The organism is Streptomyces sp. A012304 (assembly GCF_026008495.1).
In the GTDB taxonomy this organism is placed as follows: Bacteria; Actinomycetota; Actinomycetes; order Streptomycetales; family Streptomycetaceae; genus Streptomyces.
Window position 1 is genome coordinate 37,271 of sequence record NZ_BQUN01000144.1, and the last position, 3,401, is coordinate 40,671.

The 3,401-nt window shown below is 69.2% G+C and carries 4 protein-coding genes; all 4 read left to right on the top strand.

Annotated elements, in window-relative coordinates:
- The first annotated feature begins 180 nt into the window (after window positions 1–180).
- Entirely contained in the window at window positions 181–858 is a 678-nt protein-coding gene (locus ALMP_RS34850; protein ID WP_264935758.1) for a spermidine synthase, read from the top strand.
- A 123-nt stretch (window positions 859–981) separates the two neighbouring features.
- Window positions 982–1,722, top strand: a complete 741-nt coding sequence (locus tag ALMP_RS34855; RefSeq protein ID WP_264935759.1) for a response regulator transcription factor — start codon at window positions 982–984, stop codon at window positions 1,720–1,722.
- Complete coding sequence (locus ALMP_RS34860) at window positions 1,719–2,825, top strand: ATP-binding protein (RefSeq protein ID WP_264935760.1); 1,107 nt, start codon at window positions 1,719–1,721, stop codon at window positions 2,823–2,825. Before ALMP_RS34855 ends, ALMP_RS34860 begins: the two co-directional genes overlap by 4 nt.
- Before the next feature lie 313 nt (window positions 2,826–3,138).
- Window positions 3,139–3,401 (top strand): hypothetical protein (locus ALMP_RS34865; RefSeq protein ID WP_264935761.1); only part of this gene is annotated, 263 nt, incomplete at its 3' end.

A 3,401-nucleotide genomic window follows, 5' to 3' on the forward strand; every position in this document is an offset into this window, starting at 1 on the left:
ACGCCACCGATGTCTGTGATCGACACCACGCGGAAGTCGATTCACAGCAACCTGGAAGGTTCCCGACAGCTTCCCCACCCGGCCCGTCCCTGACGTCAACCTCGAAGGTCTCGGCCCCCACACGGGTGGCCCGCGAGAAATCCGTCAACAATCCGTCAAGGAAAGTGCCAGGATGGACGGATGCCCGTCTCCTACGACATCCCCGAAGTCCTGGACCGTCGTGAGGGCCCGTACGGCGAGGTCGTCCTGCGCCGGCACGGGAAGCTGCTCCAGATCATCGCCAACGGCTGCTTTCTGATGGACACCTCCGACGGCCGTTCCGAACGCCTGCTCGTCGACGCCGCCCTGACCGCGCTCGACGGCCGTCCCGCACCTCATGTGCTGATCGGCGGCCTCGGTGTCGGTTTCTCGCTCGCCCACGCCGCCGCCGACCCGCGCTGGGGCCGCATCACCGTCGTCGAACGGGAACGCGCCGTCATCGACTGGCATCTCGACGGCCCGCTGTCGGCCCTCTCCGCCCCCGCCCTCGCCGATCCGCGCACCGAGATCGTCGAAGCGGATCTCCTCGACCACGTCAATGAGACATCCGCCACGTTCGACGCGCTCTGCCTCGACATCGACAACGGCCCCGACTGGACCGTCACGGAGGGCAACGAGGGCCTCTACTCCCCGGCCGGACTCGCGGGCTGCGCACGGGTGTTGAGACCCGGCGGCATCCTGGCGGTATGGTCCGCCCAGCCGTCTCCGGAATTCGAGGGAACCTTGGGGAATGCCGGGTTCCAGCAGGTGCGTACCGAAGAGATCCCGGTTGCCCGAGGAGTGCCGGACGTCGTGCACCTCGCCGTCCGACCTGGATAGCAAACCGGACGTGACTCCCCGTACGCTGCTGCCCTGACGCCGATCATTTACGCGTCAACCGCAGTCATGCGCAGACAAGGGGTCACCCCACTGATCCCGGAAAGCACACCTCAGGGGCGGGCGATGGAGCAGACACACACCTCGCACAACGGCACGACGACGGCGACCCCGGGCGCGCAGCGTCGTGTTCTGGTGGTCGAGGACGACCCGACGATCGTCGACGCCATCGCGGCCCGCCTGCGCGCCGAGGGATTCCTCGTGCAAACGGCGGGAGACGGCCCGGCGGCCGTCGACACCGCGGAGGCCTGGCAGCCCGATCTGCTGATCCTCGACATCATGCTGCCCGGTTTCGACGGTCTGGAGGTCTGCCGTCGTGTGCAGGCCCAGCGTCCGGTGCCGGTGCTGATGCTCACCGCGCGCGACGACGAGACCGACATGCTGGTCGGGCTCGGCGTCGGCGCCGACGACTACATGACCAAGCCGTTCTCCATGCGGGAGCTGGCCGCGCGCGTGCACGTCCTGCTGCGCCGCGTGGAGCGGGCCGCGCTGGCCGCGACGACCCCGCGCAGCGGCATCCTGCGTCTCGGCGAGCTGGAGATCGACCACGCGCAGCGCCGGGTGCGGGTCCGCTCGGAGGACGTGCACCTCACGCCCACCGAGTTCGACCTGCTGGTCTGCCTGGCCAACACCCCGCGCGCGGTGCTCTCCCGCGAGCAGCTGCTCGCGGAGGTGTGGGACTGGGCGGACGCCTCCGGCACCCGGACCGTCGACAGCCACATCAAGGCGCTGCGGCGGAAGATCGGCGCCGAGCGGATCCGCACGGTGCACGGCGTGGGCTACGCGCTGGAGACCCCGACGCCATGAACGGCGGGCCGGACGGACCGAGAAGCCCCGGGGACCCCTGGGGCGGCGTACGACCGTTCTCGATCAAGACCAAGCTGGGCGCGCTGGTCGTCGTCTCGGTGCTGATCACCACGGGTCTTTCGGTGATCGCGGTGCACACCAAGACGGAGCTCCGCTTCATCACGGTCTTCTCGATGATCGCCACACTGCTCATCACGCAGTTCGTGGCTCATTCGCTCACCTCGCCGCTGGACGAGATGAACGCGGTGGCCCGCTCGATCTCGCACGGCGACTACACCCGCCGGGTCCGCGAGAACCGCCGCGACGAGCTGGGCGACCTCGCCCAGACGATCAACGTGATGGCCGACGAGCTGGAGGCCCAGGACCGCCAGCGCAAGGAGCTGGTGGCCAACGTCTCGCACGAGCTGCGCACCCCGATCGCCGGGTTGCGCGCGGTGCTGGAGAACGTGGTCGACGGCATCGCCGAGGCCGATACGGAGACGATGCGCACGGCTCTGAAGCAGACCGAGCGGCTCGGCCGGCTGGTGGAGACCCTGCTGGACCTGTCCCGCCTCGACAACGGCGTCGTACCGCTGCGCAAGCGACGGTTCGAGGTGTGGCCGTACCTGTCGGGGGTGCTGAAGGAGGCCAACATGGTCGCCTCCGCGCGCGCGGGCATGGCGTCCGGCTCGGGCAGCCACACCCGCACCGACGTCCATCTCCATCTGGACGTCTCCCCGCCGGAGTTGACCGCGCACGCGGATCCGGAGCGCATCCACCAGGTCGTCGCCAACCTCATCGACAACGCCGTCAAGCACAGCCCGCCGCACGGCCGGGTGACGGTCAAGGCGCGGCGCGGTCCGACGCCGGAGTCGCTGGAGCTGGAGGTCCTGGACGAGGGGCCCGGCATTCCGCGGTCGGAGTGGCGCCGCGTCTTCGAGCGGTTCAACCGGGGGGCCGTGCGCCGGCCGCACGGTCCGGGCAGCGACGGTGGCACCGGGCTGGGGCTGGCGATCGCCCGCTGGGCGGTCGATCTGCACGGGGGACGGATCGGAGTGGCCGAATCCGATCGGGGTTGCCGGATTCTTGTCACTCTTCCGGGAGAGCCATCCGTGGCAAGTTGACGTAAAGTGCGAACCGGAGCCACAAGATCCATGAGTGTCCGGGCCGACGAACGGCTGGTGGACACGTGTGATCAGGCAGAGCACCGGCGCACGCCGGCGGCGGTCGGCGCGTTCGGCGCGCGCGACCTGCGTCAACGCACCCGTTTCGCAGCGCAACCGCGCTTGTTTCCCGCCATTTCCACCCCCGAAACACGCTCTGCGATGTGACTTACGCGACGATGCAGCTGCCCGACCTGACCTTCCCCCTGTTGGAGGCGTAGCCTTTATTCCCGCTGTCCATCACCTTGTGAAGCGGAAGAGGGCGGTTGCCGCCGTGTCGCCACAGTCCCCCAGTAACGCATCGAGCATCTCGACCGACGCCGACCAAGCGGGCAAGAACCCCGCTGCCGCGTTCGGTCCGAACGAGTGGCTCGTCGACGAGATCTATCAGCAGTACCTCCAGGACCCGAATTCGGTAGACCGTGCCTGGTGGGACTTCTTCGCCGACTACAAGCCGGGGGCCGCCAGCGCTCCGGCTCCGGCGGGTACTGCGGCCACGGGGGCCGCAGGGACCACCACCACGCCCGCGGCGCCCGC

Bases quoted from the DNA above. Each gene is read 5' to 3' on its own strand.
- ALMP_RS34850 (WP_264935758.1), top strand. From the start codon at position 181: ATGCCCGTCTCCTACGACATCCCCGAAGTCCTGGACCGTCGTGAGGGC.
- ALMP_RS34855 (WP_264935759.1), top strand. From the start codon at position 982: ATGGAGCAGACACACACCTCGCACAACGGCACGACGACGGCGACCCCG.
- ALMP_RS34860 (WP_264935760.1), top strand. From the start codon at position 1,719: ATGAACGGCGGGCCGGACGGACCGAGAAGCCCCGGGGACCCCTGGGGC.